Source organism: Pseudomonas sp. microsymbiont 2, from assembly GCF_054788395.1.
On the sequence record NZ_CM139112.1, the window covers coordinates 1,333,237 to 1,355,932 of the forward strand.

Sequence of the window (22,696 nt, forward strand, 5' to 3'; positions counted from 1 at the left end):
AGAAAGAACCCGGCTGCGGCCGGGTTTTTTTTTGCCTGTGATTTAGCGTGCCTGATCGGTGGCGAATGGCACCTCGGAATCCTCGCCCATGGGGCCTGCCGAAAGATGGATGCACGCACGCGTGTCGAGGTTGTACAGGGTCCAGTGTCGGGCCGTGGCTTGGGGGGTCTCGATCATTCGCAGTATGTGGTTCTCGATCATCCTGCGGCTGTCCGGGCCTGAGATGGCGATGATGATGCTGCCATCCTGCTCGGTGGGTATCTCGGCTGCCGAGGCTCGAGGGGGGTGGTGTTCTTCTGTTGTCGAGGCCGGGTTCGCATGCGGCGCAGCAGGGCCTGGACAGGCCTGGGCGGGCTCGTGCTTGTCGGGGGCGAACAGCGAGCCTGCATTGAAATTGAGTGTCAGGAAGAACAGCACGGTCAGGAAGAACGGGAATACCACCAGAAACCACGTATAGATGATCTGGCTGTCATCGCTCAGGAATGGCAGCGACGCCAGTGCCGAAGCTTCGATTACGCCGGCGAATACAGCGATGAGGGTGAGTGGACTGATGGATTCTTGGCTCATGGTGAGTGCCCGGGCATGCTTTGCTCATCAGTAACCTGTTTGCGTGGCTGGGATAACGGTGCGGTTTTTCCAAGGTTGGAAACTTGATCCTCCTTGGTTCGGCAGTACTCGATATCTTGTGCTCGGAGTTGAATTTTCCTGCACGAAGAGTAAGTCACCAGTACTTGGATCCCATGAGGTGGCCTGTTAATTTTCCGGTCGTTGTGAAAGAGCATGAGCTTATTGTTTTTTGGGCAACAGGCTTGTGTAGGAATAGTCCTTAAAGTTCGTAGTCCATTTCTTTCGGTGGTTCAGCCAGGGAAACCGTTGCATTAATAATCGTTATGTTCGGTTATGGTGGGCTATTGGATTAAAAATAACGTATCAATGGAAATCGCATGAATAAAGTGCTGATCGTGGATGATCACCCGGTCATTCGCCTGGCCGTACGCATGCTGATGGAACGGCATGGCTACGAGGTAGTGGCGGAGAGCGACAACGGTGTGGACGCCTTGCAACTTACGCGGGAGCATCTGCCGGACATCGTCATTCTGGATATCGGGATTCCCAAGCTGGACGGGCTTGAAGTCATTGCGCGAATGACGCTGATAAGCCCCGCAAGCAAGGTGCTGGTGCTGACGTCCCAGGCGCCTGGGCATTTTTCCATGCGCTGCATGCAGGCCGGTGCTGCCGGATATGTGTGCAAACAGCAGGAGTTGACCGAGCTGTTGAGTGCCATCAAGGCAGTGCTTTCCGGGTACAGCTATTTCCCAAACCAGGCGCTGCACAAGGGGCGCTCAGGTGTGGGAGGCGGTACGGAAATCGAGATGGTCGAACGGCTCTCCGGGCGGGAAATGATGGTGTTGCAGCAACTCGCGCGTGGCAAGAGCAACAAGGAAATTGCTGATAGCATGTTCCTCAGCAACAAGACTGTAAGTACCTACAAGACCCGCCTGTTGCTCAAGCTCAACGCACGTTCGCTGGTCGACCTTATCGAGCTTGCGCAACGACACGGGTTGGCCTGAAGGTAAAAAAGCCTCCGCTCGGGAGGCTTTTCTACGTTCGCTACAGGTCGTAGTCGAAGTCGGCCAGCTGTTTCTTCAGGCGCCGCTCTTCGAGCATGTTGTCGATGGTACGGCGTTTGCTGAGGTTGGTCTTGGCCGGTTCAGGCTGCGCCTCACCGTCATCGTCCGTCGCCGGGAAGTCTTCGTCGATAGCCAGGTCTTCTTTATCGGTGCTCATGCGTCACTCCAAGCCAAAGGGCCATTGGCCGTCCTTATAGCGGGATTCCCTGAGCGGGTAAAAAAGATTTTTTCAATCGCGATACGTCGGTTTCAACTATTGCCTCAATCGTCCGACGTCTTGTGCCTGTACTCGCACAAGTCTTCGATGCGGCAACTGCCACAGCGTGGTTTGCGGGCCTGGCACACGTAACGGCCATGCAGGATCAGCCAATGGTGGGCATCGAGCAGATAGTCCCTGGGCACGAACTTCAACAGTTTCTTTTCGACTTCCAGCACGGTCTTGCCAGGCGCGATCCCGGTGCGATTGCTTACCCTGAAGATATGCGTATCGACGGCCATGGCCAGTTGTCGGAAGGCTGTGTTGAGCACGACATTGGCGGTCTTGCGGCCAACGCCGGGCAATGCTTCCAGCGCTTCGCGGGTTTGCGGTACCTCGCTGCCGTGCTGCTCGACCAGCAGGCGACAGGTTTCAATGACGTTCTTGGCCTTGCTGTTGTAGAGGCCGATGGTCTTGATGTATTCGCTCAAGCCGTCCACGCCCAAGGCGTGAATGGCTTCTGGCGTATTGGCCACCGGAAACAGTCGGGCAGTGGCCTTGTTGACCCCGACGTCGGTCGCCTGGGCCGAGAGGATGACCGCGATCAGCAGTTCGAATGGGGTGGTGTAGGCCAGCTCGGTCTTCGGATCAGGATTGTCTTCGTGCAGCCTGCGAAAGATCTCCAGGCGTTTGGCAGCATTCATGGGGTCAAAGGCTTCCTTGACGGCGTGGTGGATTGGGCTGGGGACGCAGGTAATTGTACAAGCCCAGCAGCAGGCCGAGCAGTATCAGCGCACCAGGAGCGAGGCGGACGATGTGCAGGCCCAGGTACTCTGCCAGCAGTTGGCGGCACAGGCCCATGGCCAGGCTGGCCGTCAGCAGGGCGCTCAGCCCCGTGAGCAGCGTGCGCCAGCGCTGCTCGTTCGGCAGCAACTGCTCGGTGGCCAGGCAGGTCAGGGCCAGCAACGCCGGAAAGTGACCCAGCGCCTGTGCCAGTGGCAAGGCCCAGGCCTGCAAGCCCAGTTGCAGGCAAATCGTGAGCGCGCAAGCCAGTGTCAGGCTCGCGCAGTGGCGCGCCGGGGCTTCGAGGCGATGACGCAGCGGAGTCATCAGCAGCTGATGAACGCTCGTGAGTGCCACTGCGCCGAGGGCGATCGAGAGGGCCTGGGTGAACGTGGCGGTGGCGCCGAGCACGGGGGCCAGGGCGGCGCAGAGCAGCCAGAATCTGTTCATGGTCTCGTCTCGCCAAGCAGAGACGCGCGATGTTCGTCAAAGTAGCGCAGGGCATCCTGAACGGCATCGATCACGGCCCGAGAGGTCACGGTCGCGCCGGCCAACTGGTCGAAGGCGCCATGATCACGCTTGATCGCCCAGCGTGGCTCGGCTGTATCGCCCAGCGCCTTGCCGGTGAACTGATCGAGCCAGTGCAGGGCCGGGTCGACCAGTCGGTTGCCCAGGCCGGGGCTTTCCTGCTGCTCGAGCACCCGTACGCCCAGCAGGCGGCCCTGGATATCGATGGCAATGATTAGCCTGATGGGGGCCGCATAGCCCTGGACACTGCTGTGCAACAGCACGGCGACGGGCAAGCCAGCCAGGCTGGCGCGGTAGCCGGCGAGCAGGTGGCTGTGCCGCAGTCTGGCGTCGACCAGGGGGAGGGGCGTGTCCAGCGGCTGGTTGTCATAGCTGCCTTGAGGGAGCGCCGCGAGCCATTGCTGCTGTTGCAGCTGGCGTGTGCCCTCGGCGATCGAGGGGGCGGTCCAGCGTTGCCAGGCCAGGGTCGCGGCGATCGCCAGGCCGACCACCAGCGACAGCAGCAAGGCGTTGCGCCAGCGAGTGTTCATGGCATGGCCTGCTGTCGATGTTCGACCCAGCGATCCAGGGCTGGCGCGGCGAGGTTCATCGACAGGATGGCGAACGCCGTGCCATCGGCATAGCTGCCCCAGGTGCGGATGACATAGATCAGCACGCCGGTGCCGATCCCGAACAGCAGTCGCGCCAGCGGGCGCCGACAGCCGGAGACCGGCTCGGTGGCGATGAAGAAGGCCGCCAGCATGGTCGAACCCGAGAACAGGTGCAGCAGCGGTGAGCCGTTGGAGTCCGAACCGGAGCCGTTCCAGCCCAGCAGGCTGATCAGGCACAGGGCACCGAGCAGGCCGACCGGCGCATGCCAGCTGAAGACCTTGCGCTGCAACAGGAACAACCCGCCGAGCAGGAAGGCGAGATTCACCCACTCACTGTCACGTCCGCCCACATGGCCGAAGGCCCAATGGCTGGCGAACAATTCGTCGATGGTCAGGCTACGGTTGTGGCGCAGGGTGTCGAGCGCTGTCGGTGTCGCCCAGGCGTCGACCTGCGTGCTGTCGACGAAACTCCGCTGCAGGCTGTCCAGCAGGCCCGGGGTGTCGCCGGGCCAATGATTCATCTGTTGGGGAAAGCTCAGCAGGACGAAGGCATAGCCGACCATGGCCGGGTTGAACGGATTGCGCCCCACGCCGCCGAAGGCTTGCTTGCCCAGGCCGATGGCGACGCTTGCCGCGATGGCCGGCAGCCACCAAGGCGCCTGGCTGGGAAGCGCCGCGCCGAGCAGCACAGCGGTCACCAGTGCGCTGCCGTCGCCAAGGGCCTCCATTGCGGGCTGTCGGCGCCAGGCCAGCAGCAGCGCTTCGGTGGTGAGGGCCGCGCCGGCGCACAGCAGCAGATTGATCAGTGTTCCCCAGCCCTGCAACCAGACCAATGCCAGCAAACCTGGGAGGCAGGCCAGCATGACCAGGTTCATGGCGCTGCGCAGGCGAGGGTCGGTCGCGGGCATGGGGATGTGGCTCTTCAAGAGGCGTACCGGGCGGTTTTCATTGTGCGAACAGTCCGTTGAACCCGGACAGCGCCATGGCCATCAGGCCGGCGCCGATCAGTTCGATAGGCAGCCCGCGCAGTGCCGACGGGATATCGGGGTGCTGGCTACGTGCTCGCAAATCGGCGAACAGTGTCAACGCAAGCCAGAAACCCAGTCCGCCCATCAGGCCCTGGATCAAGGCTTGCCGCAGATCATCGGTGTCGGTCGCGAACTGCAATGACAAGCCTAGCACCACGGCATTGCCCGCCAGGATGCCGGTCAGGCCATCGACAGGCCACTTGGGGTGGGCCTTGCGCAGTATCTGTGGCACTGCCCAGGCCAATACGACGATCAAGGGCAGCAGCAGGAACAGGCGCAGGTCCTGGAGCCGTGGTGTCGCGAGTTGGAGCAACACGCCGGCTGGCAAGGCGACCAGGATCAGCAGGGCGCTGCACAGGCCTAGCGCCTGTAGGCGCTTGCGTTCAGGTCGCAGAACCAGGTGGTTGACCAGCGCCGCGCCGACCAGGACCAGGACGTAGTCGCTCATGAGATAGCCGAGAACAGGAGGATGCCTTGATTATCGGGCAGCGGGCGCTGGATGCAAATGCCCCGGCCAGTTGGCCGGGGCAGGTGGGCATTACTTGATGCGTTGACCGGGCTTGGCGCCGCTGTCCGGGCTGAGCAGGTAGATCTCCTCGCCACCAGGGCCGGCGGCCATGACCATGCCTTCGGAGATGCCGAAGCGCATCTTGCGGGGCTTGAGGTTGGCCACCATCATGGTCAGGCGTCCCTCCAGTTGGGACGGTTCAGGGTAGGCCGACTTGATGCCCGAGAACACGTTGCGGCGCTCATCGCCGATGTCCAGGGTCAGGCGCAGCAGCTTGTCGGCGCCTTCGACGGCCTCGGCCTTGACGATCAGCGCCACGCGCAGGTCAACGGCGGCGAAGGTGTCGAACTCGATTTCGGCCGACAGCGGATCCTTGGCCAGTTCGCCGTTGCCGGCCGGGGCCTTGGCCTCGGCGGCGAGCAGGTCTTCCTTGCTCGCGGCGACCATGGCCTCGACCTTGCTCGGCTCGATACGGCTCATCAACGCCTTGAACGGGTTGAGCTTGTGGTTTTCCAGGCGCGACAGGTGATCGTTCCAGGTCAGCGGGGCGATGTTGAGGAATGCCTCGGCATCGGCCGCCAGGACCGGCAGCACAGGCTTGAGGAAAACCACCAGCTGGCGGAACAGGTTGATGCCTTGGGCGCAGATGGCCTGTACCTCGTCCTGCTTGCCTTCCTGCTTGGCCAGCGACCATGGAGCCTTGTCGGCGATCCAGGCGTTGGCGCGATCGGCCAGGGCCATGATCTCGCGCATGGCACGGCCAAAGTCGCGACCTTCATAGGCCTCGGCGATCGAAGGCGCGGCGCTGAGGAAGGCTTCGGTCAGCTCTGGTGCGGCATCACCCGGGACCATGACGCCGTCGTTGCCCTTGTGAATGAAGCCGGCGCAGCGGCTGGCGATGTTGACCACCTTGCCGACCAGGTCGGAGTTGACCTTCTGCACGAAGTCCTCGAGGTTCAGGTCGAGGTCGTCGACGCCACGGCCCAGCTTGGCCGCGTAGTAGTAGCGCAGGTATTCCGGCTGCAGGTGATCCAGATAGGTGCGCGCCTTGATGAAGGTGCCACGCGACTTGGACATCTTCGCGCCATTGACGGTCAGGTAGCCATGCACGTTGACCGCGGTTGGCTTGCGCAAACCCGCGCCTTCGAGCATGGCTGGCCAGAACAGGGCGTGGAAATTGACGATGTCCTTGCCGATGAAGTGGTACAGCTCGGCCTTGGAGTCTGCATTCCAGAACGCGTCGAAGTCGAGCTCCGGGCGGCGCGCGCAGAGGTTCTTGAAGCTGGCCATGTAGCCGATCGGCGCGTCGAGCCAGACATAGAAGTACTTGCCCGGCTCGCCCGGGATCTCGAAGCCGAAGTACGGTGCGTCGCGGGAGATGTCCCACTCCTGCAGACCCGAGTCCAGCCATTCGGCGAGCTTGTTGGCCACAGCGTCCTGCAGGGTGCCGCTGCGGGTCCACTGCTGCAGCATGGCCTGGAAGTCCGGCAGCTTGAAGAAGAAGTGCTGAGAGTCGCGCAGCACCGGGGTGGCGCCGGAGATCGCCGACTTGGGGTTCTTCAGTTCGGTGGGGGCATAGGTGGCGCCGCATTTTTCGCAGTTGTCGCCATACTGGTCCTCGGCCGCGCACTTGGGGCAGGTCCCCTTGATGAAGCGGTCGGCCAGGAACATGCCCTTTTCGGGATCGAAGTACTGGGTCACGGAGCGGGTGGCGATGTGCCCGGCGTCGCGCAGGCGGGTGTAGATCATTCCCGACAGCTCGCGGTTCTCCTCGCTATGCGTGGAGTGGAAATTGTCGAAGTCGACCAGGAAGTCGGCGAAGTCGCCGCTGTGTTCGGCCTGGACGTTGGCGATCAGCTGTTCCGGGGTGATGCCTTCCTTCTCGGCGCGCAGCATGATGGCCGAGCCGTGGGCGTCGTCGGCGCAGACGTAGATGCACTGGTGGCCACGCATCTTCTGGAAGCGCACCCACATGTCCGTCTGGATGTACTCCAGCATATGGCCAAGGTGGATCGATCCATTGGCATAGGGCAGGGCGCTGGTGACGAGAATCTGGCGTGGCTCGGACATGGTGGCTCGGCTACTTATCTGGCTACGGGTAAAAATGAGGGTGATCGGCCACTATAAAGGGCTGGGAAATATATTTCACCCCAGCGACGCATCGACTGACGATTGACGGGTTAGCATAGGCGCCTGTTCCGTATTCAGTCTGCCAATGGGAGCCTCCATGAGTGCCGTTACCCGCGCCGCCGTCGAAGGCGTGCTTCGCCAGTACACCGACCCCTACCTGAACCTGGACCCGGTCAGCGCCGGTTGTGTGCGCGCCATCGATATCCAGGGCGGCCAGGTCAGCGTGCAGTTGCAGCTGGGTTATGCCGCAGGCCTGTTCAAGGGGGGCTGGGCGCAGGTGCTGCAGACCGCCATCGAACACCTCGATGGGGTCGCTGCGGCCAGCGTCAGCATCGACTGCGTGATCGCCACCCACAAGGCCCAGGCCCAGGTGCCGGCCATGGCCAACGTGAAGAACGTCATTGCCGTGGCCTCGGGCAAGGGCGGTGTGGGCAAGTCGACCACCGCCGCCAACCTGGCCCTGGCCCTGGCTCGTGAAGGTGCGCGGGTCGGCATCCTCGATGCCGACATCTACGGCCCCAGCCAGGGCGTGATGTTCGGCATCGCCGAGGGCACCCGCCCGCAGGTGCGCGAGCAGAAGTGGTTCGTGCCGATCAAGGCGCATGGCGTCGAAGTCATGTCCATGGCCTTCCTCACCGATGACAACACGCCGATGGTCTGGCGCGGGCCGATGGTCTCGGGCGCATTGCTGCAACTGGTGACCCAGACCGCCTGGGATGATCTCGACTACCTGGTGATCGACATGCCCCCGGGTACCGGTGACATCCAGCTGACCCTGGCGCAGAAAGTGCCGGTGGCGGGCTCGGTGATCGTCACCACGCCTCAGGACCTGGCGTTGCTGGACGCCAAGAAGGGCGTGGAAATGTTCCGCAAGGTCAATATCCCGGTGCTGGGCGTGGTGGAGAACATGGCGGTGCACATCTGCTCCAATTGCGGCCACGCCGAGCACCTGTTCGGCGAAGGTGGAGGCGAGAAGCTGGCGGCGCAGTACGGGGTCGAGTTGCTGGCCTCGCTGCCGTTGTCGATGCTGATCCGCGAGCAGGCCGACAGCGGCAAGCCAACCGCCATCGCCGAGCCGGAAAGCCAGATTGCCATGGTCTACCAGGAGCTGGCGCGGCAGGTGGGCGCGCGCATCGTGCTGCAGGAAGCGGCGGCGCCGGCGATGCCGAGCATTACCATCAGCGAGGATTGAGCCTCGCCAGAAGTGGGCCCTGAGAGGCGTGGGAGCGGGCTTGCCCCGCGATGATGATTACCTGGGTTGGCGCCATCGCGGGGCAAGCCCGCTCCCACGAACAGGCGCGCCGGCAAAACCATCGATGTTTCAGGCACAAAAAAACCCGCCAATGGCGGGTTTTTTTTGAAAGCGAGGAAGCGAGATCGACTTAGGCGATCTGAACTTCTTCAGCCTGCATGCCTTTCTGGCCGCGGGTAGCGACGAAAGTAACAGCCTGGCCTTCTTTCAGGGTCTTGAAGCCGTCAGCTTGGATGGCTTTGAAGTGCACGAACAGGTCGTCGCCCGACTGAGGGGTGATGAAGCCGTAGCCCTTCTCATCGTTGAACCACTTGACAACACCGGATTGACGGTTGGACATGTTTCTGTCTCCTTGGACAAAGTTGATTACGGTCAGGAAAAACCCTGGCCGGGACTGAGCGCAAAGAGAGCAGAAAATTCAGCGATGGGCCGATGAGTATCGTGCATCAAACTAGAGATTCTCGGTGTCACGTGCAGCACAGTGGCGCCACCTTAACCCACTTTCCACGGCCTGCCAATGGCCAAGAAGCGCTTTGATGAATTTCGGATCGGCGGCCAGCGCAGCCCCCGTCTGGCGTGGGATGGACAACGAAACTTTAACCCGGACGCCGGGACCGGTAAGATGCGCATCTCGTTTTTCACCTTGCACTCTTCAGGACACCCCGCCATGAGCATCAAATCGGACAAGTGGATTCGCCGCATGGCGCAGGAACACGGCATGATCGAACCGTTCGTCGAGCGCCAGGTGCGTGGCGAGCAGGACAGCCGGGTCATCTCCTTCGGCGTGTCCAGCTACGGCTACGACGTGCGTTGCGCCGACGAATTCAAGGTGTTCACCAACATCAATTCGGCCACCGTCGACCCGAAGAACTTCGACGCCGGCAGCTTCGTCGACATCAAGAGCGACGTCTGCATCATTCCGCCGAACTCCTTCGCCCTGGCCCGCACCGTCGAATACTTCCGCATTCCACGCGACGTGCTGACCATCTGCCTGGGCAAGAGCACCTATGCCCGTTGCGGCATCATCGTCAACGTCACCCCGCTCGAGCCCGAGTGGGAAGGCCACGTGACCCTGGAATTCTCCAACACCACCACGCTGCCGGCGAAGATCTATGCCAATGAAGGCGTGGCGCAGATGCTGTTCCTGCAGTCCGACGAGGAATGCGAAGTGTCCTACAAGGACCGTGGCGGCAAGTACCAGGGCCAGCGCGGCGTCACGCTGCCACGTACCTGAGCCGACAAAACGCGGGAATTGTTTCCGCGCTCGGCACTCCAACGAGTTAACAGTCCCGGCGTGCATGACGCATGCCGGCTCTCGTTCAGGAGCCGCCCATGAAACTCGACCCCGCAATCAGCGCCAAGCTGGCCGTCCTGCAGCCGAACCAGATCGGCTTGCCGGTCTGGTCGCTGCTGGCGCACCCGCCGATCCACACGCCGCTGCCGATGCGCGCGGGCGGCGTGCCGCATCAACCTGACCCCGACACCCCGCAGCCTCCCGAGCCGGGCGAACACCCGCCCATGGAGCCGGGCGAACCGACCTTGCCCGACGAGCCGCCACCCGCTCCGGTCGCCTGAGCGCCCTGATTCAGTTGCCTAGCAGGTAGCCGCTGCGGCAGACCTGCTCGCCAGCGACATGGGCGACCACCATGCCTGCCGTGGCCATGCGCCGGATACTGCGGGCATAGAGCAATCCGGCCTGGGTATTGCGCAGCGTTGTGACGCGATCGCTGATCGGATCGATCACCTCGGCGATCAATTGCCCGGCTTCCAGGTACTGCCCGGGTTTTGCGTGGAACACCAGCACCCCGCCCAGAGGTGTCGTGACAGGCTCCACGGCGGCGAGCGGCGTGGCGGGATAGCGCAGTGGCGGTAGCGCCGACGGCTGGCCTTCGATGACGCCAGCGTGGCCGAGGAAGTCGAGGATCGCCTGGCAGTCGTGTTTCGCCAGGGCATGACTGACATCGGCCTGACCACGCAGCTCGACGGTCACCGAGAAACTGCCCAGCGGGATCGGGTAACGCTTGCCGAAGCGTTGCTGCAACTGCCACCAGACCAGGCTGAAGCACTCATCGAACGACTGCCCGCCCGAATCGGTGGCCAGCAGGCTGGCCTGGACGCCCAGGTAGCGTGCCAGAGGCTCGACCTGGGGCCAGGCTTCCGGGGTGGTGTAGAGGTGTTCGACGGCTTCGAAGTCGCAATGCAAGTCGAGCACCATGTCGGCGTCGCAGGCCAGGCGCTGCAGGGTCAGGCGCTGGGACTGCAGGGGCGTGTGCGCCGGATGGGCATCCAGGCCACGACGCAGGTACTCGCGGATCAGCGCCACGTTGTGCGCCGGGTCCTGGGTCAGGTGCCCTTCGATCTGATCACCGATGCTGTCCGACAGGTCGACGAAGCGGCGATTGAAGTTCTCGCCGCTTTGCAATTCGAAGCGCCCCAGCGGGGCGTCCAGCAGCACCTGTTCCAGGCCGACCGGGTTGGCCACCGGAACCAGGATGATTTCCCGACGCAGGCGACCCTGCTGTTCCAGCTCCACGAGGCGCTGCTTGAGGTGCCAGGCCACCAGCATGCCCGGGAGCTCGTCGGCATGCAGCGAGGCCTGGATATACACTTTGCCGCCGCCACGAGGGCCGAAGTGGAAGCTGTGTAGCTGGCGGCTGATGCCTGGGACGGGGGACAGCAGTTCATGGGTCGAGTGGTGCATGGTGATCCTGATGGAGGCGGTCTGCGACAGGGGCCGGGATCAAGAATAGAAGCACAACTTCGTAACGGGCGCACCTGTCGTCCACGTGGCAGGCGCAGGATTGCGGGTGCCGCGAAGGGGCTGTGCGACAGCCCCAGGGACCGCTCTCTCAGGACAGGCTCACCTTCCAGACACCCGCCTTGCTTTGTTCGATACCGATTTTTTCCAGTCTTTCGACATTCAATCGCCGGCCTTCGTGCATCAGGTAGGGCGAGGCGTGGAAGTGACCCCAGGTGGTGTCTGCATCGGCTGGCGTCAGCTCCTGTGGGGCGTAGGCGATTTCCAGCAGCGTTGGCGAGCCGTTGGCCGGTGCCGAACAATCGCCAGCGGAAATCATGCGATACGGGGCGGTTTCGTTGCCGACCCACAGTTGGGCGTTGATGGTGGTGCCGGCGGGCACGGTCAGAGACTCGGGCCAGGAAATTTCCATTTTCAGGGTTTCGTTGCTCATATTACGCATCCTTGTCGATCAGAGAACGCCGCGCAGCTCGCTAGACCTGTGCGGCGGGTAAGGATGCTAGGCCGCTCCGTGCTCCGTTGATCAGCAGGAAGTATTCACCTCAGCGGCCGGGTGTAAGCGTCAAGCGCTGGTTGCCATAGGCGCGGGCGAAATTCTGCGGTTGCAGTGGCAGGCTCGTGAAGCGCCCCTTGAACCAGGCGTCCAGCCCGTCGGCGTGGTGGCGGCTGGCCGGGTTGCCGGATTGACCGCTGCTGGTCAGTACCTGCAGCGGTTCGGCCTGGCCAAAATCGACGATCATCCGTGCCGAGGCCGGCAGTTGGGTCTCGAAGCCGCTACCCCAAGCGTACGGGGTCAGCGCCACGGTGCTGAAGTCACCGCCTGCCGCCAGGGGCGAACGCTCGAGGCGGTCGCCCAGGCCGTGATAGGCCGGCGCCGGCCAACGGTACTGGTGCAGCTTGCCCCATTGCCAGGCACGACGATCGGCGCCGAGCCTGGCGGTGCCGGTGTCGACCACGGCGGCGAGGCTGCGGGCAAGGATGGCTGGCTTGTCTTCTTTCTGCGCGGTGGTGCGATCATCCCAGAATGGGCTGTCGTCGCGCCCCAGCAGATGATCGGCCTGGGCAGAGTAGGAGCGCTGGGCGTTACCGGTGAACGCCTGCCACGCCGGGCTGGATTCCGGGCCAAGCTCGTCGAGGAAGGTCTGCCGGGTAACCTCTTGCAGGAACAGTTCATACAGTGCGGCATCGGCTGACACCGGGCTCAGCCGGCCGTCGAAGGCCTTGAGTCGGGCCAGCGCATCGCGGGCCTTGTCGCGCTGGGCGGCGGGCAAGGTGTCGATGGCCTGCTTGAGCGGCTGGGCCATGCCGGGGGCCTCGAGCATCTGCTTGAGCTTGGTCGCCAGCAGGGTGACCTGATCGTTCTGCATGGCCATCAGGCTGCGGCTGTCGTGACGGCCGTTCCCGGCCAGCTGGGCCAGGCGCTCGGCGCGCTCGGGATAGTACCAGCTGCTCGACAGCTGCATGCCGTAGCCTTTGGGCAGGCTGCGCTGGTTGGCGTGGCCGATGAAACCGGCTGGCGGGTCCTGATCGTAGGGGTGCAGCATGGCATCGGCGTAGCCATCCCAGTCGTAGCGCCCGTCCCAGCCCGGCGAGGGCAGCAGGCCCTGGCCTTCGCGGCGGTTGGGATAGCGGCCGCTGACCTGCCAGCCGATGTGCCCAGGCTCGGCGAACACGAAGTTGAGGGCCGCCGCGCCGACTTCCCGGGTGCTGTCGAAGGCCCGTTCGATATTGCTGGCACGGGTCAGGTCGAACAGCGCGTCGAGGCTGCGATCGCCCTTGGACTGCGGCAGTTGCAAGGCCAGCGCAAGGCTGCCGTGGCCGGGCAACAGGCTGCCGTGACGGGTGTCGTACATCACTTCGCGCTGGGGACGCTGGCCGCGGACGAAGAACGTCTCGTTGCGCGCGCGGGCCTGCTGCCATTTGCCGTCGACGAGGTAGGTCAGCTGGCTGCCCTGGCGACGGACCTGCTCGAGGAACAGGTCCTGGTTGTCGGCCATCACCGCGCTGGCGCTCCAGGCCAGCTTGCCGTTGTAACCGGCCAGCACGATCGGCAGGCCCGGCAGGGACAGGCCTGCGACCTGGTACTTGCCGGTATGGATCTGCACTGGGCTCAGTGCCCAAGTGGCGCGGCTGTCGCTGGCCAGCAGGCTCTTGCCGCTGCGGCTGCGCTGGGGCGCCAGGGCCAGGTTGGCGGACCCCGGGCTGCCGAGCACGCCGAGGTCGGCCAACTGCTGGCCGGCGGCGGCCAGCGCGGTCAGGCCCGGTAACTGGCTGGCCAGGTTCAGGCCCTTGAGCTTGTCCGCCTCGGTCTCGGCCAATGGCTCGTCGGGCGCTCCGGGCAACAGCCAGGCCAGCTTGTCGATGCCGACTTTCTGCGCCAGGGTCAGCGCCGAAAGTTCCTCCTGCAGGTTCACCGACTGGCTGAAGGCATAGAGGCTGAAAATCAGCGCCGAATCCTCGGGCTTCCAGTACTCCGGGCGGTAGCCGCTGCGGGCAAGTTCCGCCGGCAGCTTGTCGCGATAGCGGAACAGGTAGGCGTTGACCCCGCGAGCATAGACCTCGAAGAAGCGCTTCAGGCGCGGCGAGGCGTCGGCGTAGAGCTGGCCGGCGCTCTGCTTGAGGTTGGCGGCGCGCATCAGGCGATCCATCTCCAGGGCATCGGCCCCGGCCAGTTCGGCCAGGCGTCCCTGGGCCAGCAGGCGCATGGCGACCATCTGTTCGATGCGGTCCGCGGCGTGCAGGTAGCCGAGGCTGAACAGCGCGTCGTGGAAGTTGCCGCTTTCTATCAGCGGCGCGCCCATGGCGTTGCGTCGGACCGAGACGTTCTGCGCCAGGCCTTTGAGCGGTTGCACGCCGGTGTTCGGCAGGACGCTGTCCTGGTAGCCACCCATCTGGCAGCCGCCCAGCGCGAGCAGGCCAAGCAACGCGGCAGCTTTGCCGAGGCGGAGAGGGAAGGGCGGAAGGACGGGGGCGGCCATGGCTAGGCTCCTGCAGGGCGTGGCGGGGTTCTGAAAGGCGCTAAGGTAGTGAGCGCGCGGTCGCCGTGCAAGGTGCCGGGAGGCTTTATTTACGAATGGTCGGCAGCTGCAAGCCGCAAGCTTCAAGCCTCGAGAGAGAAGCGCACGTTGCGCCGATCTGTTCTTGCTTGCAGCTTGCAGCTTGCAGCTTGCAGCTTATCTGCTGCGCTTCAAGCGCCGTGGCACTTCTTGAATTTCTTCTCGCTGCCGCACGGGCAAGGGTCGTTGCGCCCGACGTCCTTCAGGGCGTTGCGCACCGGCTCCTGGTGGCCGTGGTTGCAGTGCGGGCCGTGCACATGGCCGTGGTCGTGGTGGTGGTCGTGACCGTGGTCGCAGTCGGGGCCATGGACATGGGGTTGCTGGGTCATTGCGGGGTTACTCCGGTTGAAGATCGCCGGGGATTATCTCACCCCTGCGCGACAAGTGCAGGTCCCGGTAGACGATCAGCCCCGTGGCCAGCTCGCCGCGTAGCTGATAGTCAAGCGGCTGCCCGCTCTTGAGCAGTTTCGCGAGCGGCTTGAGGTGTTGCCAGAGGTTGGTCCGCGCGGTGATCTTGAAGGTGCGCCGGGCATGGCCGCCGACACTGCGCCACAGGCTGACTTCGTCCCGGGCCAGCAGCAGGTCGCCCAGCGTTATCGAATAGACGAGGTTGCGGATGAACAGGCGGCTGTCGTTGGGGTTGTCGACGCGCAGGTGAAGGACGAATTCCTGCTGGTGCAGGCGCAGCTTCACAGGCTCCACTTTCACCAGGTGTACCTGGGGCTCCTGCCAGCTGTCGCTTCCCCAGCTCACGCAACCCGTCAGCCAGCCCAGCAGCAGGCTGAGCGAGAGCAGGCGGGCCAGGGGCGACATGCTCAGCTACCCAGGTAACTGGCGCAGCATTTCTTGAATTTCTGCCCGCTGGCGCAGGGGCAGGGATCGTTGCGCCCGCTCTTGAGCGGCACGGTCGGATCGATGAAGTACCAGCGTCCGGCGTGCTGGACGAACGCCGAGCGTTCACGGTGCTGATGATCGCCTTCCAGGTCGTGCCAGCGTGCGGTGAAGGTGACGAAGGCGTGTTCGGGCTGCCCGCCCAATACCTCGGCGCTTTCCACCTCGAGCCCCAGCCAGGTGCTCTGCGCGCTCCAGGCCGCGATGCCGGCGCGATCCAGGTCGGCCTGCTGGGCGGGCAGGGTGGTGGCCACCAGATAATCCACCAGGCCCAGCACGTAGGCGCTGTAGCGCGAGCGCATGAGGGTCTGGGCGTCTGGCGCCGCAGTACCGCTGTGATAGTGCCCGCAGCAGGCGTCGAGCAGGTTGCCGCTGCCGCATGGGCAGACCGAGACACTCATTGAATCACCACCAGTACTTGCCGAAATTTTCAGGGTTGGCCCAGAACCTGGCATTGAGCCAGTCCGGGACCTGCTTGTAGTCATGCAGATCATAGGTGAACAGGCTCAGTACCTGATCACCGCGCTGGAATTTCTCGCTGGCCGAGAGCGCCAGAGAGTAGAAGTCGGTGTCTTGCCAGCCGCAGGCGCTCAGGTCCGCCAGCACCGCGACGCGGCTGGCGTTGAGGTTGCGGATGCCGCCCAGCAGCTCCAGGCCGGTGCGCTTGGGCAGGTGCTCCAGGCAATCGACCAGCACCGCCAGGTCGAAGCGCCGGGCGGCCTGTTCGGGCGCTAGCGGGCCGGGGATCGCTACTTCGATCCTGGCCTCGGGATGGGCGGCGGCGAAGGCCTCCAGGGCCGGGAAGCGGCTGCCCACCAACAGCAGGTGGCGTGGAGTGAAGCGCTCGAGTAGCGCGGCCAGCGCCTGCTGTGGCGTGCGTTGTGAAAAAGCGTCGGTCATTGCCATTCCTCGTACAGGTCGCTCAAGACTAGCGGTCCCAGGCGATCGGGCAAAGAGGCGCGTCGCCACGTCGTGGCTTATTGCTGGCAGAGCGGTAATCGCCGGTCTTTACTCCCAGAGCATCGGTTTTGCACCGATTCCCCTAGGAGAAGCAACAAGATGAGCATAGTACGCACAGCGTTACCCCTGGTTCTGCTCACCAGTGTGTTGACTGGTTGTGCAGGTTTGCAGAAAACCGACTGGCCGAAATGTGCTGCCGTCGGGGGCGTGGGCGGCGCGGCCCTTGGTGCCATCGAGAGTTCCAGCTGGGCTGGCTGGGGCGCCTTGCTCGGTGGCGGCCTGGCGGCCGGCTACTGCTGGGCCCATGGCGATGGCGACGAAGACGGCGATGGCGTGCCGGACAGCCGCGACAAATGCCCTGGCACACCGCGCGGTGTCCAGGTCGACGCCAATGGCTGCCCGCCGGAGCCGGTGGCGGTGGTCGAGGAGGTCGTGGTGCAGAAGGAAGAAGTCATCGTCATCCGTGACGTGCACTTCGAGTTCGATTCGGCGCGCCTGACCGCGGCGGACAAGGAACGCCTCAATACCATTGCCACGCGCCTCAAGCAGGAAGCGCCGAGCGCCCGCCTGAGTGTCAGCGGCCACACCGACAGCGTCGGCTCGGACAGCTACAACCAGAAGCTCTCCGAGCGCCGGGCCCAGTCGGTGACCAACTACCTGGTCGAGAGCGGCGTGCCGCGCGCCAGCTTCGTGTCGGTCGTAGGGGCGGGCGAAACGCAACCGGTCGCCGACAACGCCACTGCCGATGGTCGTGCCATGAACCGCCGTACCGAGATCAAGATCCAACGCTGACCGTTGTACGCCCGCGCCTTGAGAAGTGGCGCGGGCGCGTCTTTACTCCTGAGTGACCGGTAGCGGCCGGTGACACAGGAGCATGCACCATGAGTGTTTTGTCGAAGGCGGCACTGCCGCTGGTGGTGGCCACGAGCCTGCTGGCAGGCTGCGCCACCCACAGCGATGGCAGCGCGCCCCTCAATCAACGGACCTGGCCCATCTGCAGCCTGCTCGGCGGGCTGGTCGGTGGTGGCCTGGGCGCCATCGAAAGTTCCAGCTGGGCGGCCGGTGCGGGCGTTCTGGGAGCCATCACCGGTGGCCTGATCTGCTATGCCCAGGACGGCGACGAGGATGGCGATGGCGTCTTCGACCGCCGCGACCGTTGCCCGGATACCCCGGCCGGCACCCAGGTCGATCATATGGGGTGCCCGCTGCCGCAGTATCCGCCGTCCGCGCCGCAGCCGGAGCCGGCGGCGACCCCCGAGGTGATCACCCTCGATGACCAGGGTCAGGTGCTGTTCGCCTTCGACTCCGCCGAGCTCACCTCTGGCGCGCAGCAGCGTCTGCAAGGCCTGCTGCCCAAGCTCAACGACCCTAGCGTGGCCAGTGTCAAGGTCATCGGCTTCACCGACAGCGTGGGTTCGGACAACTACAACCAGCGCTTGTCCGAGCGCCGTGCCAGCGGTGTTGCCGAGTACCTGATCAGCCAGGGGCTGGCACCGAGCAAGGTGACCAGCCAAGGCCGTGGCGAGAGTGAACCGGTAGCCGAAAATGACTCCGACGAGGGCCGTGCGCGCAACCGACGGGTGGAACTGCACCTGAACTGAGCCCCCCTGGCGCATGCCCCGGCACTAGGGTTACTGTTGCCGACGCGGCCCGCTCGATCGGGCCGTGTCGACATAACAACAAATCATGAGGGCGGGGCATGGCGTTTATCCTGGGCCTGGGCAAGGTGCTGACGGTGGCGTTCTGGGGCGTGGTGTTGTTCAACCTGTTCATGCCGCAGCCATTGCCGCTCAATCTGCTGATCAATGCTGCGGGGATTGTCCTGCTGGCGCTTCACGCGCTGGAGGTGCTGTTCTTCAATGGCTGCCTGCGCGAGCGCAGTCACCGCTGGTTCGACCGGTTGCAGATCCTGTTGACCGGCATTTTCCATGTCATGTCCATTCCCAAGCCGCAGGAGGCGCCGCGCCATGCATAAATTACTGTTGCTGGCGGTGCTGGTCGCGCCCATGGCCCAGGCCGAGAGCCTGGAAGTCGCCGCCCATTCGATGCTGCGCCTGCCCAACAAGGCGGCTAGCGTGCATCTGGAGCAACTGCGGGTGGCCGATTCGGCGACCTTGTTGTTGCCGGCCACGCTCACCGAGCTGAAGATCGATCGACTCGAGCTGGGGCGCGATGCGCGCATTGCCATTGCACCGGCCGAGCGTGACTTGAGCATCGAGGTATTGACCGCGCGTCTGGGCGAGGGGAGCGAATTCAGCGCGCCGGGGGCGTCTGGCACCTATGAGCACGCGGCCCGGCCGGGGCGTAACCTGGATCTGCGCTTGCAGGCGCTGGACGCCGATCGGCTGGCGATCGATGCCCGAGGCGGGGCTGGGGCGCCTGGGTATGCGGGGCTCGATGGCGCCAATGGCAAGCCGGGTGGCTGCACCTGGGGGCAGGCCAGCCGGGGGGCCAATGGCGATGATGGCGGTAACGGGCATGATGGCGCGTCTGGAGGGCGGGTTCGCCTGGCGGTGCCTGAAGGGTTCGCGCAGGAGCGGATTGTGGTGCGGCTCGATGGCGGTGCGCCGGGGAAGGCGGGGGCTGCCGGGAAGGCTGGGGTTGGTGGGGCTAGCAAGGGGTGTCTGGTGTATCGGACCGATGCGGGTGGGAATGGGCGGCCTGGGCAGGCCGGGCAGCCTGGGTTGGCTGGGGAGTTGATTCTGCAGCGGCTTTGAACTGGGTGGGGTTTGGTTGTTGGTTGTTTAGTTGTTTAGTTGGTTTTTATGGTTGTATGCGCATTCATTTACGATGGCGACGCATAATCACCTTTCCGCCCTTACGGCGGGTCACTTTTTGTCAAACGCGACAAAAAGTAACCAAAAAACGCTGCGCTCCATTCATCCGGCCCTGCGCTTCGCTCCGGGTTCCCTCACTCCGGCCTTGCTCCCGGGAGGACCGCGCTGAACGGCCCATCCTGGGCCGCAGCGCTTGACGGGCATCCATGCCCGTCACCTCCCTCCGCAAGTCCTGCGTTCGGCCTCCTGAAGTCGCGAAGTTACAGGCGGCGACTGGGCTGGCGCAGCTGACGCTAGTTGCAACTGTGTGATCTCAGATCCGTATTCGCGGGTAAACCCGCTCCCACAGGGTTATGCACATTTTCAACTTACACCACTCTCCTGTGGGAGCGGGCTTGCCCGCGAAAGGGCCAGAACAACCAATATATAAATAACTGCCAAGAGCTAATTTAAAGTTTCTGCTCTTGCTCTTGCTCTTGCTTCTAAGCGCGCGGTAGTTCAGGCGCCGCCAATTGCGACTTCAGGAGGCCGAGCGGAGTTCTTGCGAAGGGAGGTGACGGGCATGGATGCCCGTCAAGCGCTGCGCCCCAGGATGGGGCGTTCAGCGCGGTCCTCCCGGGAGCAAGAACGGAGCGAGGGAACCCCGGAGCGAAGCGTAGGGGCCGGATGAATGGAGCGCAGCGTTTTTTGGTTACTTTTTGTCGCGTTTGACAAAAAGTGACCCGCCGTAAGGGCGGAAAGGTGACTATGCGTCGTCATCGCCAATGAATGCGCATACAACTATCAAAACCCACACTCTCGAAGCCGAAGCCGCCCCCCTCAAACCAAAACCCGCGAACTCGCCACCCCCACCACCATCACCCCAATCAACAAATTGACCCCCACCATCCGCCGAATCCGCCCCAGCACCCCGGCCCCCGCAGCCCAATCCTCAGCCTGCACCGCCGTGCGCAACTCAGGCAACAACAACGCCTGAATCCGCATGAACAACGCAAACATGACGATCCCCCCGCCAATCATCACTTGCACGTAACGGGGCGCCGTTTCGAACCCGGCAAACCGCAGGTGAATCATCCCGACCCCGCTGACAGCCAGTACCGCCACCGCCAGCCAGACCCATCTGAAGAACCGCTGGAAAACCTCCACCCACAACCGCAGCCGCGCAGGCCCTTCCAGCGCGGCGACCGCGGCCGGGCGCAGGATCAGCCAGGCGAAGAACATCCCGCCGACCCAGACGAGGGCGGCCAGGACATGCAAGGTGTAGGGCAGGGCAAAGGCGAGCATCCGGATCTCCATGCGGCACAAAGGGCAATAGCGGGGTATGATAGCCGGCCCATGCGAAACACTGAAAATATATCCAGCCCTCCGGGCGCCCGCAGACCATGATCAGCAACGAACTCAAAGCCACTATCCAGGGCGCCTATTCGCGTTTCCTCGAAGCCAAAAGCCTCAAGCCACGCTATGGCCAGCGCCTGATGATCGCCGAAGTGGCCAAGGTGCTCGGCGACATCGCCTGCGACGACGAAGGTCGCCGTGCCGGCGAGCCTGCCGTGGTGGCGGTCGAGGCCGGTACCGGTACCGGCAAGACCGTCGCCTACAGCCTGGCCGCGATTCCCGCCGCCAAGGCCGCCGGCAAGCGCCTGGTGATCGCCACCGCGACCGTGGCGCTGCAGGAGCAGATCGTCTTCAAGGACCTGCCCGACCTGATGCGCAACAGCGGGCTCAACTTCAGCTTCGCCCTGGCCAAGGGGCGTGGCCGCTACCTGTGCCTGTCCAAGCTCGACATCCTGCTGCAGGAAGGCCACGCCCAGTCGGCCACCGCCCAGCTGTTCGAGGAAGAGGGCTTTCGCATCGAGGTGGACGAGCGCAGCCAGAAGCTGTTCAACAGCATGATCGAGAAGCTCGCCGGCAACCGCTGGGATGGCGATCGCGACAGCTGGTCCGAAAGCATCGAAGACCAGGACTGGGCGCGCCTGACCACTGACCACAGCCAGTGCACCGGCAGGCATTGCCCGAATTTCCAGCAATGCGTCTTCTACAAGGCGCGCGAGGGCATGGGCAAGGTCGACGTGATCGTCACCAACCATGACATGGTCCTGGCCGACCTCGCCCTGGGCGGCGGTGCCGTGCTGCCCGACCCGCGCGAGACGATGTACGTGTTCGACGAAGGCCACCACCTGCCGGACAAGGCCATCGGCCATTTCGCCCACTATTCGCGCCTGCGCTCCACCGCCGACTGGCTGGAGCAGACGGCCAAGAACCTGACCAAGCTGCTGGCCCAGCATCCGCTGCCCGGCGACCTGGGGCGTTACATCGAGCAGGTCCCGGAACTGGCGCGGGAGGTCCGTACCCAGCAACAGTTCATGTTCACCCTGTGCGAGCAGGTGGCGGATTTTCGCGTCGGCGAGGATATGGAAGGTCGTGACCGTCCGCGCTACCGCTTCGAGGGCGGCGTGGTGCCGGAGCAGATCCGCGAAGTCGGCATCGAGCTCAAGAAAGGCTTCGCCCGTCTCAACGACCTGTTCACGCGCCTGGCCGACCTGCTCAAGGAAGGCATGGACGGCGAGAACAATATCGGCATCGCCAGCCACCAGGCCGAGGAATGGTACCCGTTGTTCGGCAGCCTGGTGACCCGTGCCCAGGGCAACTGGGAGCTATGGACCGCCTTTACCGCCGAAGATCCCGAAGACAACCCGCCCATGGCGCGCTGGCTGACCCTGGCCGAGAGCGGTGCGCTGTTCGACATCGAAGTCAACGCCAGCCCCATTCTTGCCGCCGAGATGCTGCGCAAGAGCCTGTGGAACGTCGCCCACGGCGCCCTGGTGACCTCGGCGACGCTCACCGCCCTGGGCAAGTTCGATCGCTTCCGCATGCGCTCGGGGTTGCCGCGCGACGCCGTCACCTGCGTGGTGCCCAGCCCGTTCGTGCATGGCGATGCCGGCCTGTTGCGGGTCCCCGACCTGGGTGCCGATCCGCGGGATGCGACGGCGCACACCGCGGCGATCATCCGTGAACTGCCGAGCATCGTCGAAGAGGCCCGTGGCGCGCTGGTGTTGTTCTCCTCGCGCAAGCAGATGCAGGACGTGTTCGATGGCCTGGACCGCGACTGGCGCAAGCTGGTGCTGATCCAGGGCAACCTGTCCAAGCAGGAAACCCTGAACAAGCACAAGGCACGGGTCGATGACGGCCAGCACAGCGTGCTGTTCGGCCTCGCCAGCTTTGCCGAGGGGGTCGACCTGCCAGGTGCCTATTGCGAACACGTGGTGATCGCCAAGATCCCCTTCGCGGTGCCGGATGATCCGGTCGAGGCCGCGCTGGCCGAGTGGATCGAAGCCCGAGGCGGCAACCCGTTCATGGAGATCGCCGTGCCCGATGCCTCGCTGCGTCTGATCCAGGCCTGTGGCCGCCTGCTGCGGACCGAGCAGGATCGCGGCATCATCACCTTGCTCGACCGGCGCCTGGTCACTCAACGCTACGGCAAGGCTATTCTCAACGCACTACCCCCCTTCCGGCGGGAAATCGGCTGACTGCCGGAGCAAGACGCCCGACCCGTTGTCCATTACTCGATCGCGAGCCCATGACGGGCTCCGAAGGAGAGCTACCGCCCT

26 protein-coding genes are annotated in these 22,696 nt (G+C 64.1%); 9 read left to right on the forward strand and 17 right to left on the reverse strand.

Annotated elements, in window-relative coordinates; all coding sequences use genetic code 11:
- Nucleotides 1–42: 42 nt before the first annotated feature.
- Nucleotides 43–567: a hypothetical protein gene (locus ACYUME_RS06050; RefSeq protein ID WP_460418316.1), complete on the reverse strand. Its 525-nt coding sequence runs from the start codon at nucleotides 565–567 to the stop codon at nucleotides 43–45.
- 377 nt (nucleotides 568–944) lie between these two features.
- On the opposite strand from ACYUME_RS06050, the gene ACYUME_RS06055 reads away from it, so the two are divergent.
- Nucleotides 945–1,571, forward strand: a complete 627-nt coding sequence (locus tag ACYUME_RS06055) for a response regulator transcription factor (protein WP_279808088.1) — start codon at nucleotides 945–947, stop codon at nucleotides 1,569–1,571.
- A 40-nt stretch (nucleotides 1,572–1,611) separates the two neighbouring features.
- Here the strand turns inward: ACYUME_RS06055 and ACYUME_RS06060 are convergent, their stop codons facing one another.
- From ACYUME_RS06060 to metG, 7 genes are all read right to left on the reverse strand, one after another.
- Nucleotides 1,612–1,788: a PA3496 family putative envelope integrity protein gene (locus ACYUME_RS06060; RefSeq protein ID WP_279883053.1), complete on the reverse strand. Its 177-nt coding sequence runs from the start codon at nucleotides 1,786–1,788 to the stop codon at nucleotides 1,612–1,614.
- A gap of 104 nt (nucleotides 1,789–1,892) precedes the next feature.
- Nucleotides 1,893–2,531, reverse strand: coding sequence for an endonuclease III (gene nth, locus ACYUME_RS06065; protein ID WP_279883051.1), 639 nt, complete (start codon nucleotides 2,529–2,531; stop codon nucleotides 1,893–1,895).
- 4 nt (nucleotides 2,532–2,535) lie between these two features.
- Nucleotides 2,536–3,060: an Rnf-Nqr domain containing protein gene (locus tag ACYUME_RS06070; RefSeq protein WP_460418317.1), complete on the reverse strand. Its 525-nt coding sequence runs from the start codon at nucleotides 3,058–3,060 to the stop codon at nucleotides 2,536–2,538.
- On the reverse strand, nucleotides 3,057–3,668 hold the full coding sequence (locus ACYUME_RS06075; RefSeq protein WP_460418318.1) for an RnfABCDGE type electron transport complex subunit G: 612 nt from the start codon (nucleotides 3,666–3,668) through the stop codon (nucleotides 3,057–3,059). The genes ACYUME_RS06070 and ACYUME_RS06075 overlap by 4 nt, the downstream gene beginning before the upstream one ends.
- The gene (locus ACYUME_RS06080) at nucleotides 3,665–4,636 is read right to left on the reverse strand and encodes an RnfABCDGE type electron transport complex subunit D (RefSeq protein WP_279883045.1); all 972 of its coding nucleotides are present in this window, start codon (nucleotides 4,634–4,636) and stop codon (nucleotides 3,665–3,667) included. Before ACYUME_RS06080 ends, ACYUME_RS06075 begins: the two co-directional genes overlap by 4 nt.
- A gap of 37 nt (nucleotides 4,637–4,673) precedes the next feature.
- A complete protein-coding gene (locus ACYUME_RS06085) occupies nucleotides 4,674–5,204 on the reverse strand; it encodes an Rnf-Nqr domain containing protein (protein ID WP_460418319.1) in 531 nt (176 codons plus the stop codon).
- A gap of 90 nt (nucleotides 5,205–5,294) precedes the next feature.
- On the reverse strand, nucleotides 5,295–7,334 hold the full coding sequence (metG, locus tag ACYUME_RS06090) for a methionine--tRNA ligase (protein ID WP_460418320.1): 2,040 nt from the start codon (nucleotides 7,332–7,334) through the stop codon (nucleotides 5,295–5,297).
- A 157-nt stretch (nucleotides 7,335–7,491) separates the two neighbouring features.
- Here metG and apbC point away from each other — a divergent pair, with 157 nt between their 5' ends.
- A complete protein-coding gene (gene apbC, locus ACYUME_RS06095) occupies nucleotides 7,492–8,586 on the forward strand; it encodes an iron-sulfur cluster carrier protein ApbC (protein ID WP_279883039.1) in 1,095 nt (364 codons plus the stop codon).
- Nucleotides 8,587–8,776: 190 nt separating this feature from the next.
- Here apbC and ACYUME_RS06100 read toward each other — a convergent pair whose 3' ends face one another.
- Nucleotides 8,777–8,986: a cold-shock protein gene (locus ACYUME_RS06100; RefSeq protein WP_003254922.1), complete on the reverse strand. Its 210-nt coding sequence runs from the start codon at nucleotides 8,984–8,986 to the stop codon at nucleotides 8,777–8,779.
- Between the two features lie 327 nt (nucleotides 8,987–9,313).
- Between ACYUME_RS06100 and dcd the strand changes: the two genes are divergently transcribed.
- Nucleotides 9,314–9,880 carry a dCTP deaminase gene (gene dcd / locus ACYUME_RS06105; protein ID WP_003258001.1) on the forward strand — a complete coding sequence of 189 codons (567 nt, stop codon included), beginning with the start codon at nucleotides 9,314–9,316 and terminating at the stop codon, nucleotides 9,878–9,880.
- A 98-nt stretch (nucleotides 9,881–9,978) separates the two neighbouring features.
- Entirely contained in the window at nucleotides 9,979–10,221 is a 243-nt protein-coding gene (locus tag ACYUME_RS06110) for a hypothetical protein (protein ID WP_460418321.1), read from the forward strand.
- A 10-nt stretch (nucleotides 10,222–10,231) separates the two neighbouring features.
- On the opposite strand, the gene ACYUME_RS06115 is transcribed toward ACYUME_RS06110, so the two are convergent.
- From ACYUME_RS06115 to ACYUME_RS06145, 7 genes are all read right to left on the reverse strand, one after another.
- A complete protein-coding gene (locus tag ACYUME_RS06115) occupies nucleotides 10,232–11,347 on the reverse strand; it encodes a succinylglutamate desuccinylase/aspartoacylase family protein (RefSeq protein ID WP_460418322.1) in 1,116 nt (371 codons plus the stop codon).
- A gap of 148 nt (nucleotides 11,348–11,495) precedes the next feature.
- Nucleotides 11,496–11,837: a hypothetical protein gene (locus tag ACYUME_RS06120; protein WP_460418323.1), complete on the reverse strand. Its 342-nt coding sequence runs from the start codon at nucleotides 11,835–11,837 to the stop codon at nucleotides 11,496–11,498.
- A gap of 109 nt (nucleotides 11,838–11,946) precedes the next feature.
- Nucleotides 11,947–14,382: a penicillin acylase family protein gene (locus ACYUME_RS06125; RefSeq protein WP_460418324.1), complete on the reverse strand. Its 2,436-nt coding sequence runs from the start codon at nucleotides 14,380–14,382 to the stop codon at nucleotides 11,947–11,949.
- Between the two features lie 209 nt (nucleotides 14,383–14,591).
- Complete coding sequence (locus ACYUME_RS06130) at nucleotides 14,592–14,789, reverse strand: SEC-C metal-binding domain-containing protein (protein ID WP_029613223.1); 198 nt, start codon at nucleotides 14,787–14,789, stop codon at nucleotides 14,592–14,594.
- Nucleotides 14,790–14,796: 7 nt separating this feature from the next.
- Nucleotides 14,797–15,273, reverse strand: coding sequence for an LEA/WHy family protein (locus ACYUME_RS06135; RefSeq protein ID WP_279883027.1), 477 nt, complete (start codon nucleotides 15,271–15,273; stop codon nucleotides 14,797–14,799).
- 2 nt (nucleotides 15,274–15,275) lie between these two features.
- Complete coding sequence (locus ACYUME_RS06140) at nucleotides 15,276–15,752, reverse strand: YchJ family protein (protein WP_460418325.1); 477 nt, start codon at nucleotides 15,750–15,752, stop codon at nucleotides 15,276–15,278.
- A 4-nt stretch (nucleotides 15,753–15,756) separates the two neighbouring features.
- The gene (locus tag ACYUME_RS06145) at nucleotides 15,757–16,251 is read right to left on the reverse strand and encodes a DUF6231 family protein (RefSeq protein ID WP_460418326.1); all 495 of its coding nucleotides are present in this window, start codon (nucleotides 16,249–16,251) and stop codon (nucleotides 15,757–15,759) included.
- Nucleotides 16,252–16,410: 159 nt separating this feature from the next.
- On the opposite strand from ACYUME_RS06145, the gene ACYUME_RS06150 reads away from it, so the two are divergent.
- From ACYUME_RS06150 to ACYUME_RS06165, 4 genes are all read left to right on the forward strand, one after another.
- Entirely contained in the window at nucleotides 16,411–17,103 is a 693-nt protein-coding gene (locus tag ACYUME_RS06150) for an OmpA family protein (RefSeq protein ID WP_279883021.1), read from the forward strand.
- A gap of 89 nt (nucleotides 17,104–17,192) precedes the next feature.
- The gene (locus ACYUME_RS06155; protein WP_460418327.1) at nucleotides 17,193–17,912 is read left to right on the forward strand and encodes an OmpA family protein; all 720 of its coding nucleotides are present in this window, start codon (nucleotides 17,193–17,195) and stop codon (nucleotides 17,910–17,912) included.
- Nucleotides 17,913–18,010: 98 nt separating this feature from the next.
- Nucleotides 18,011–18,286 carry a DUF1145 domain-containing protein gene (locus tag ACYUME_RS06160; RefSeq protein ID WP_460418328.1) on the forward strand — a complete coding sequence of 92 codons (276 nt, stop codon included), beginning with the start codon at nucleotides 18,011–18,013 and terminating at the stop codon, nucleotides 18,284–18,286.
- Nucleotides 18,279–19,028 carry a collagen-like protein gene (locus tag ACYUME_RS06165; RefSeq protein WP_460418329.1) on the forward strand — a complete coding sequence of 250 codons (750 nt, stop codon included), beginning with the start codon at nucleotides 18,279–18,281 and terminating at the stop codon, nucleotides 19,026–19,028. The genes ACYUME_RS06160 and ACYUME_RS06165 overlap by 8 nt, the downstream gene beginning before the upstream one ends.
- Nucleotides 19,029–19,907: 879 nt before the next feature.
- Here ACYUME_RS06165 and ACYUME_RS06170 read toward each other — a convergent pair.
- Complete coding sequence (locus tag ACYUME_RS06170; protein WP_460418330.1) at nucleotides 19,908–20,372, reverse strand: CopD family protein; 465 nt, start codon at nucleotides 20,370–20,372, stop codon at nucleotides 19,908–19,910.
- Between the two features lie 98 nt (nucleotides 20,373–20,470).
- Between ACYUME_RS06170 and dinG the strand changes: the two genes are divergently transcribed.
- Nucleotides 20,471–22,615 carry an ATP-dependent DNA helicase DinG gene (dinG, locus tag ACYUME_RS06175; protein WP_279887483.1) on the forward strand — a complete coding sequence of 715 codons (2,145 nt, stop codon included), beginning with the start codon at nucleotides 20,471–20,473 and terminating at the stop codon, nucleotides 22,613–22,615.
- The last annotated feature ends 81 nt before the right edge of the window (nucleotides 22,616–22,696 follow it).

Excerpts from the sequence above, each read along its gene's own strand:
- ACYUME_RS06050 (WP_460418316.1), bottom strand. The coding sequence starts at position 567 with ATGAGCCAAGAATCCATCAGTCCACTCACCCTCATCGCTGTATTCGCC.
- ACYUME_RS06055 (WP_279808088.1), top strand. The coding sequence starts at position 945 with ATGAATAAAGTGCTGATCGTGGATGATCACCCGGTCATTCGCCTGGCC.
- ACYUME_RS06060 (WP_279883053.1), bottom strand. The coding sequence starts at position 1,788 with ATGAGCACCGATAAAGAAGACCTGGCTATCGACGAAGACTTCCCGGCG.
- nth (WP_279883051.1), bottom strand. The coding sequence starts at position 2,531 with ATGAATGCTGCCAAACGCCTGGAGATCTTTCGCAGGCTGCACGAAGAC.
- ACYUME_RS06070 (WP_460418317.1), bottom strand. The coding sequence starts at position 3,060 with ATGAACAGATTCTGGCTGCTCTGCGCCGCCCTGGCCCCCGTGCTCGGC.
- ACYUME_RS06075 (WP_460418318.1), bottom strand. The coding sequence starts at position 3,668 with ATGAACACTCGCTGGCGCAACGCCTTGCTGCTGTCGCTGGTGGTCGGC.
- ACYUME_RS06080 (WP_279883045.1), bottom strand. The coding sequence starts at position 4,636 with ATGCCCGCGACCGACCCTCGCCTGCGCAGCGCCATGAACCTGGTCATG.
- ACYUME_RS06085 (WP_460418319.1), bottom strand. The coding sequence starts at position 5,204 with ATGAGCGACTACGTCCTGGTCCTGGTCGGCGCGGCGCTGGTCAACCAC.
- metG (WP_460418320.1), bottom strand. The coding sequence starts at position 7,334 with ATGTCCGAGCCACGCCAGATTCTCGTCACCAGCGCCCTGCCCTATGCC.
- apbC (WP_279883039.1), top strand. The coding sequence starts at position 7,492 with ATGAGTGCCGTTACCCGCGCCGCCGTCGAAGGCGTGCTTCGCCAGTAC.
- ACYUME_RS06100 (WP_003254922.1), bottom strand. The coding sequence starts at position 8,986 with ATGTCCAACCGTCAATCCGGTGTTGTCAAGTGGTTCAACGATGAGAAG.
- dcd (WP_003258001.1), top strand. The coding sequence starts at position 9,314 with ATGAGCATCAAATCGGACAAGTGGATTCGCCGCATGGCGCAGGAACAC.
- ACYUME_RS06110 (WP_460418321.1), top strand. The coding sequence starts at position 9,979 with ATGAAACTCGACCCCGCAATCAGCGCCAAGCTGGCCGTCCTGCAGCCG.
- ACYUME_RS06115 (WP_460418322.1), bottom strand. The coding sequence starts at position 11,347 with ATGCACCACTCGACCCATGAACTGCTGTCCCCCGTCCCAGGCATCAGC.
- ACYUME_RS06120 (WP_460418323.1), bottom strand. The coding sequence starts at position 11,837 with ATGAGCAACGAAACCCTGAAAATGGAAATTTCCTGGCCCGAGTCTCTG.
- ACYUME_RS06125 (WP_460418324.1), bottom strand. The coding sequence starts at position 14,382 with ATGGCCGCCCCCGTCCTTCCGCCCTTCCCTCTCCGCCTCGGCAAAGCT.
- ACYUME_RS06130 (WP_029613223.1), bottom strand. The coding sequence starts at position 14,789 with ATGACCCAGCAACCCCATGTCCATGGCCCCGACTGCGACCACGGTCAC.
- ACYUME_RS06135 (WP_279883027.1), bottom strand. The coding sequence starts at position 15,273 with ATGTCGCCCCTGGCCCGCCTGCTCTCGCTCAGCCTGCTGCTGGGCTGG.
- ACYUME_RS06140 (WP_460418325.1), bottom strand. The coding sequence starts at position 15,752 with ATGAGTGTCTCGGTCTGCCCATGCGGCAGCGGCAACCTGCTCGACGCC.
- ACYUME_RS06145 (WP_460418326.1), bottom strand. The coding sequence starts at position 16,251 with ATGACCGACGCTTTTTCACAACGCACGCCACAGCAGGCGCTGGCCGCG.
- ACYUME_RS06150 (WP_279883021.1), top strand. The coding sequence starts at position 16,411 with ATGAGCATAGTACGCACAGCGTTACCCCTGGTTCTGCTCACCAGTGTG.
- ACYUME_RS06155 (WP_460418327.1), top strand. The coding sequence starts at position 17,193 with ATGAGTGTTTTGTCGAAGGCGGCACTGCCGCTGGTGGTGGCCACGAGC.
- ACYUME_RS06160 (WP_460418328.1), top strand. The coding sequence starts at position 18,011 with ATGGCGTTTATCCTGGGCCTGGGCAAGGTGCTGACGGTGGCGTTCTGG.
- ACYUME_RS06165 (WP_460418329.1), top strand. The coding sequence starts at position 18,279 with ATGCATAAATTACTGTTGCTGGCGGTGCTGGTCGCGCCCATGGCCCAG.
- ACYUME_RS06170 (WP_460418330.1), bottom strand. The coding sequence starts at position 20,372 with ATGCTCGCCTTTGCCCTGCCCTACACCTTGCATGTCCTGGCCGCCCTC.
- dinG (WP_279887483.1), top strand. The coding sequence starts at position 20,471 with ATGATCAGCAACGAACTCAAAGCCACTATCCAGGGCGCCTATTCGCGT.